4 protein-coding genes and 1 pseudogene are annotated in these 7,602 nt (G+C 36.3%); all 5 read right to left on the reverse strand.

Annotated elements, in window-relative coordinates; translation table 11 throughout:
- Positions 1 to 219: 219 nt before the first annotated feature.
- The gene (asnS, locus tag IKV95_RS06530) at positions 220 to 1,512 is read right to left on the reverse strand and encodes an asparagine--tRNA ligase (RefSeq protein ID WP_029092618.1); all 1,293 of its coding nucleotides are present in this window, start codon (positions 1,510 to 1,512) and stop codon (positions 220 to 222) included.
- A 24-nt stretch (positions 1,513 to 1,536) separates the two neighbouring features.
- Positions 1,537 to 2,727, reverse strand: coding sequence for a pyridoxal phosphate-dependent aminotransferase (locus IKV95_RS06535; protein ID WP_029092619.1), 1,191 nt, complete (start codon positions 2,725 to 2,727; stop codon positions 1,537 to 1,539).
- 13 nt (positions 2,728 to 2,740) lie between these two features.
- Positions 2,741 to 3,280 carry a cell wall elongation regulator TseB-like domain-containing protein gene (locus IKV95_RS06540; protein WP_141690176.1) on the reverse strand — a complete coding sequence of 180 codons (540 nt, stop codon included), beginning with the start codon at positions 3,278 to 3,280 and terminating at the stop codon, positions 2,741 to 2,743.
- 103 nt (positions 3,281 to 3,383) lie between these two features.
- On the reverse strand, positions 3,384 to 6,176 hold the full coding sequence (gene dinG / locus IKV95_RS06545; protein ID WP_278403943.1) for an ATP-dependent DNA helicase DinG: 2,793 nt from the start codon (positions 6,174 to 6,176) through the stop codon (positions 3,384 to 3,386).
- A 1,286-nt stretch (positions 6,177 to 7,462) separates the two neighbouring features.
- A pseudogene (gene deoA / locus IKV95_RS06550) lies at positions 7,463 to 7,602 on the reverse strand (pyrimidine-nucleoside phosphorylase); the annotation flags it as partial.

A 7,602-nucleotide genomic window follows, 5' to 3' on the forward strand; every position in this document is an offset into this window, starting at 1 on the left:
CTAACACCTGTCCATTTTCATCTTCTCCTGCCGACACAACTAGTCGTTTGTCAAAGATTCCAAATGCTTTGGTGTTAAGCTTGTGGTCTGAGCTTTTATTTATTATCTAGTTTAGACCTCTAACACCTGTCCATTTTCATCTTCTCCTGCCGACACAACTAGTCGTTTGTCAAAGATTCCAAATGCTTTGGTGTTAAGCTTGTGGTCTTGTACTTTTATTTATGGGTAGATACGGTTTAACAAACGTGGGAACGGAATTGTTTCACGCACATGTTCAACACCTGTTACGTATGCTACTAAACGCTCTAAACCTAAACCAAATCCAGCGTGTGGCACATCGCCATATTTAGTGATATCTAAGTACCATGAGTATGCTTCTGGATCTAAGCCATGCTCTTTAACACGTTCTAACATTAAATCAGCATCATGAATACGCTCTGATCCACCAATAATTTCACCATAACCTTCAGGAGCAATTAAATCAGCACATAAAACAACTTCTGGACGTCCAGGTTTTGGTTGCATGTAGAAAGATTTGATTGCTGTTGGGTATTCAGTGATAAAGACTGGTTTATCAAAATGATTAGCAATTGCTGTTTCATGTGGCGAACCAAAGTCATCACCCCATTGAATATCATCAAAATCTAATTTGTGTAATAATTCAATTGCTTCATCATAAGTAATACGTGGGAATTCACCTGTTACTAATTCTAATTTAGATGTATCACGACCTAATGTATCTAATTCCAATTCACAGTTTTTAAGCGCCGATTGGATAATATAAGAAACATATTGTTCTTGAATTTCTAAACTTTCTGCATGTTGTACAAATGCCATTTCTGGTTCAATCATCCAGAATTCAATTAAGTGACGGCGTGTTTTTGATTTTTCAGCACGGAATGTTGGTCCGAATGAAAATACTCGACCTAAAGCCATTGCTGCCGCTTCCATGTATAGTTGGCCACTTTGAGAAAGAAATGCATCTTCATCAAAATATTTTGTATGGAATAATTCCGTTGTTCCTTCTGGTGCACTACCAGTTAAAATCGGCGGATCAACTTTTGTAAAACCATTATCATTGAAGAATTCATATGTCGCACGAATTAATTCGTTACGCACTTTCATAATGGCATGTTGACGTTTAGAACGTAACCATAAATGACGGTTGTCCATTAAAAATTCTGTTCCATGTTCTTTTGGTGTGATTGGGTAATCTTTTGCTTCAGCGATGACTTCAACTGATTGCACGCCCATTTCAAAGCCAAATTTAGAACGTGAATCTTCACGGATTTCACCAGTTACGTAAAGACTTGTTTCCTGAGTGATATGTTTTGCTAAATCAAACATTTCTTCTGAAACCTCAGCTTTAACGACAACACCTTGCATAAAGCCAGAACCATCACGTAATTGTAAAAACGCAATTTTACCACTTGAACGTTTGTTGTCTAACCAACAACCGATTGTTACGACTTGTCCTACATAATCTTTTGCTTGCTTAATTGTAATTTTCAATTCATTTCCTCCAATAATTTCACTTTAATGTTGTTTTGAAATAACAAAGTTTTTCATTCGTTTGACCGCTTCTTCCAATAACTCTAATGAGGTAGCATATGAGATACGAATATAGTTTGGCGTACCAAACCCTGATCCCGGAATAACCGCAACGTGCGCTTCTTCTAACAATGCCGTTGCAAACGCATCGACCGAATCAAAACCTGTTTGTTTTGCTGCTTCACTTACCTCAATAAAGAGATAAAAGGCGCCACTTGGTTTATCTACTTTGAAACCAGGAATTGCAGTGATTTGCGGATAAATTGTATCTAAACGCTTGCCAAAGGCTTCCTTCATTACAGAAATTGCTGTTTGATCTCCTGTATAAGCTCCCAATGCAGCATACTGCGCAATTGACGTAGGATTACTTGTAGCATGACCATTTAGCTCGGTCATCGCTTTAATCACTTGTGCATCACCGACTGCATATCCAATACGCCACCCTGTCATTGCATGTGATTTTGACACGCCATTTATAATCATCGTTAACTGTTTGATTTCATCACCTAAAGAAGCAATTGAAATATGTTCAGCCTCACCAAAAATTAATTTCTCGTAAATTTCATCTGAAATAACCATAATTTGGTGTTTAACTGCTACTTCTGCAATCGCCTGTAACTCCTCACGACTATAAACTGTACCCGTTGGATTACTTGGTGAATTGATAAAAAGAGCACGTGTTTTTGGCGTGATCGCTGCTTCAATTTCAGCAGCTGTCACTTTAAATTGTTGCTCTTGCTTTCCTTCAATAATAACAGGAACACCTTCGGCCAATTTAACCATTTCAGTATAGCTGACCCAATAAGGTGCAGGAATAATAACTTCATCCCCTGCATTTAACACTGCTTGGCACAATGTATAAATAGCATTTTTAGCACCCGTTGTAACAATAACTTGATTGGTTGTATAAGTTAAACCATTATCAATGGCTAATTTATCAACAATTGCTTGTTTCAACTCAATGATACCACCAACTGCAGTATATTTTGTTTCGCCATTATCCATCGCTGCTTTTGCAGCATCCAAAATATAATCTGGCGTATTAAAATCCGGTTCACCTGCACCTAAACCAATTACATCAATACCAGAGGCTTTCATCTCTTTTGCTTTACCTGAAATAACCAATGTTGCTGATGGCGTAATGTTTAACGCACGCTTCGATAATTCAAATGTCATTGTTACTGCCTCCTTATAAATTATTAATCTGGCGATACCACGAACCCGTGATGAAATTAATTTCTAAATAATTGAGTGTCCCGTCGGCTTTACGATAAGAAATTTCCCATATCGGAGTGCCTTCATCCATTCCAAGATGCGTTGTTAATATCTTGCTAGGACTTTTTTCTTTTTCTACAATTTCAATTGCTTTTTCCTTAGTGATGCCATCTTTCATCAGATAGCTAATTGTTTTGTTCGCGTATTTCCCTTTAACGCCTCGCGGAACAAAAACAGCTGTTTCTTGTTTTTTATTATTTGGTCCCACAATAACAGAATATTTATCTTTAATACCATTATAGTAGTAAAAATCACTAACGGAGACAATATTCTTTTCTTTTTGAGCCACTTCAAACGCATCAGCTTTCGCTTCTCGAAGTGGTGCTGTTGAAACCAGGTAGACTGTTGTAGCGATACCTATGATAACTAAAAAACAACCTAACACAATCCACGGCCAACGACGACGTCTACGATGTTCATGACTTCTCTTCAATAATGTTTTGATAAGTCTCACACTTTCTGTCACTTATTTCAGTTATTTGTAAAAGGTGAAATTCCACCCTACTCACTAGCATATTATAGCAATCTTACTGCTTAAAATAAAGTAAAAATCGTTTTCAATGGTCGATTATTGTTGTTTGTGGCAACCATTCAGCAATTGCTGGCAAAATCACTTCGCTTGTTCCTTTAACAATATCAACAGAAGGGATCGAATGTAGAAAGGCTTGTCCAAAATCCGTGTTATCAATTCGTTGATCAAATACTAAAATGATACCACGATCATTTTCATGACGCATCAGACGGCCAAACCCTTGACGGAATCGTAAGATAGCCTGTGGTAATGCATATTTTTCAAAAGCATTCTCACCTTGTTCTTTGAAACGACGCATCTGCGCTTTCATGTAAGGGTCTTCTGGTGAAATAAAGGGTAATCTTACAATAGCAATACAACTTAATGCTTCACCTGGAATATCGAGCCCTTCCCAAAAACTAGTCGTCCCTAATAAAATTGCCTTATCCGTCCGTTTAAATTGTTGAATCAATCGTTGTGTACTACCCGAAGTTACATTTTGTGCTAATACACGGTAAGCATCTAATTTTTTATCTTTATTTAATCGATGGTAGGTTGCAGTCAGCATATCATAGGCTGTAAATAATACTAACATCCGTCCATCAGTTACTTGAGCAACATCACTCAGATAATCAGCTAAAGCATGAGCGTACTCATTCACACTGACCTGTTTTACTGATGGCATATCTTCAGGCAAACACAATCGCACATGCGTGGCATAATCAAATGAAGCCGCTAAAGCTAGCGTTGGTAGCGCACTCGTTTCAAAACCCAATTCTTTTTCTAAATAATCAAACGATCGGTCAGTGGTGAGTGTTGCTGATGTTAAAATCACTGACTTATTCGTTTGAAAAAGACGTTCTTGAATAAGTGGTGCCGTTTGCAATGGCTCACCAACCAAGCGACTGCCATTACGAGTGTTTTTACGGTCTGTTTCGTACCAAACAACCATCTCAGGTTCTGTCTCTGTCATTAGTCTAACCAAGGCTTGCTGTTGCTCCTTGATAAAGCTAATTGCTCGTGTGACTTCAATTTCAAAGAGCGCTTCTTCACTCACCGATTTTGCAGTGCTCATTTCTAACAACTGCTCGCTTAAAACCTTATAAAAATTTTCACAACGCCGGTAAGAAACAACAATATGATCAGGTAATTGGGCAACTGTGGCTTTCTCACCATCCGATAATGCGACACGAAATGCACCAGGTCGTTTTTCTTTTTCATTCAAAAATAATTCATTTATATAAGTGAAAAAATGGCCCAGTTCCATATCTAAACTAGTGACCGTAAGACCAATCTCAAAGAGAGAATCTGCTAAATCACTCTTTTTCTTCATTTCACTCCAAGTATTCTCTTTATGCAATGACGTAATCCGATTCAACATATAACGCGTTTGTTGTAATGAGAACTGTGCACCTAAAAATTGGCGAGCAGAATCCGTAAGGTGATGGGCTTCATCGACAATAACGTGGTCATAATCTCCTAACACATCGGTTTGAGAAACAGTATCTAACCATAATGTTGCGTGTGTTGTAACAACAATGTTCGCTGCTGCAGCTTCACGTTTCATTCGTGAGTAATACTCGTACTCTTCAAAAATAGAACCATCATCACGCGCACTACTTGTTACCTGATACATAATGTTTTTACCGCCACCAGGATGATTAAGCTCAGTCATATCACCGCTATTTGTTTGTAATAACCATATTAACAATTGAGCCTTCGTTAAAAATTCATCATAATTATTCCCTGGTGCCTTTAATACAACGGATAGTTTGTTAAGGCTAACATAATGAGTGCGCCCTTTGACCGTCGCAACTTTTGTTGGAAAAGGTAACAGTTTTTGCAGCCGTGGTACATCTTGAGCCATCATTTGGTTTTGTAATAAAAGTGAGTATGTTGCAACAACTACACGCTTCCCACTTTCTTGTGAAAAATAAGCTGCAGGCAGTAAGTAACCCAACGTTTTACCAATACCAGTGCCCGCTTCAATTGCTTGATGATGATCTAATCGTAATTGATCATATATTTGATCCATCATCACGAACTGATTCGGTCGCGGCTCATAATTTGAAAAAGACTGTTGGATTAAGTTCTCTTTTTCCGCCATTGTATGTGGATAAGAAACATCTTCAACTGTTTTATTTAAGATTTCAGTTTCAATTGGTCGGCGAAAAATCAATCCTTCAAATGCTACTAATGATTTTGACAACGGTTCATTACGTCGCTCTTTTTTCTGAATAAGAGTATAAATCTCCTTTGAAAAGTCGCTAAGTAAATGAGGCATTAATTCATATAATTGCTCTAAAACTGAAGTGGGTACTTTATCCAATGCTTGCATGGCTTCTAAAAATAAATGTACAGTTGCTAAAGTATCACTTGCTGCTGAGTGGGGTTGGTCATGAGTGATATTAAAATCCTCACTCAAATCACTGAGACGATAACTATCTAAAGTTGGAAATAAAATGCGTGTTAATTCAACCGTATCAATCACACGAGCTATATCAAAATCGTACCCTAAACGTTTTGCTTCCGATTGTATAAATGGCCAATCAAACTGGACATTATGTGCTACAAAAACAGAATCTGACAATAATGAAGCTATGATTGTCATTATATCTTCAATATAAGGGGCGGTTGCCACCTTTTTTGAATTGATTTTAGTCAACTCCGTAATAAACGGTGGAATCGTCCGATCAGGATTCACTAGCGTTGAAAATTCATGTACAATTTCCCCATGCTCAATGACAATGGCTGAAAATTCTATTATTCGATCGCCTTCATTTGGGCGATGGCCTGTTGTTTCGATATCTACAACAACATATCTCGCTATGTGAATCACCTAATTTCTCTTAGCTCCCTCTATATAATGTCACACAGGTAGCCTTTTATTATTGTTATTATCCTTACCATTATAACAAACACAGCACCATTTTTATAGCTACAAAACGTTTCATATCAAGGTAGTTTTATCAAATCAACTGTAAATTTTAACAAATGACTATTAATACTTGTCATAAAACTAAATCATCTTATCTATTTTCCCAAAAAAAGCCACCACTAGAAAAATTCTAATGATGGTTTTCTTATAATATTTTTTAGAAGAAGAGAAATGTTAGCTTTATCTCTAGAATTACAAGCATAATTTATCAACATTTCATACATCCATCATTTTTAAGTCTTTTGATACACTATTTTCATTTGCATAAACTATATTGGGATTAACTTTTGAACTTCTTATATTACCATCATTGTCTTATCGACATAAAATGTGTATTATAAAAGTGTATGTAAACGCTTCCCAAGAAAGCAGGTGTATCAATGAATGAGTTTATAACTGAATTTTGGTTTATGTTTAAACAACGCTATATGTATATTATTATCCTTATGATACCTACATTATTTTGCTTTTTTTGGTTTATATTATCATGGAGAAATAGAACAAAGAATTCTACACTACTAACTATCATATCTATGATATTATCTTTTAGTCTTATTTTAGTACTTTGTTTTATTATGCTTATTGCTCTTTATTTAGGATATAATTCTTAATTTTATGGAGGTTATATTAAATGATACGGTTTTCATTTTAACTGTATTGAAAAAACAACAACGATTGGTACTCTCAAGACATTAACATAAGGAATGGTACTCGCTTTCGCTCCGTCCCATATTGTCTCCGTAAGCAAATTAATTTGCAACGGTGTCAACACCCATACTATCCTCGTAAGCAAATAAATTTGAAACGATGATAGTAATTTCATACCCTGTAAAAAAAGCCACCACTAGAAAAATTCTAATGATGGCTTTCTTATAATATTTTTTAGAAGAAGAGAAATGTTGAGCTAGTAGGCACGATGCGTGATTGACGGTGCGCGTACATAAGGTACGCAATCCCGAATGAGCAAATTGTAACAACCTAGATTGACGTTTCTCTTCAGTCTCTAGCACTTTAACCTAAAACATCTGGAAATTTCATACCCTATAAAAAAAGCCACTACCAGACCTGAAATTTAAGTTTTAAATAGACATGGATCAGTCTATCCTAACTTAAATTCCTTAGTCTAAAAGTAGTGACTTTGTTATAGATTCCAATTTACCAGTGTTTTAACACGGTTAAACTTGCTTTTATTCAGTAACGATTGAGTGGATAAGTGTTGGTTCCACTGCGCTATCAGCAATTGAAATGTTAGCATAGATTTTCGCAATAACATCATCAACATTTTCTCTATTAGAATAAATTGTTACAAGTGGCTCGCCTTCTTTCA

This window comes from Brochothrix sp. (assembly GCF_017549435.1).
Taxonomy (GTDB): domain Bacteria; phylum Bacillota; class Bacilli; order Lactobacillales; family Listeriaceae; genus Brochothrix; species Brochothrix thermosphacta.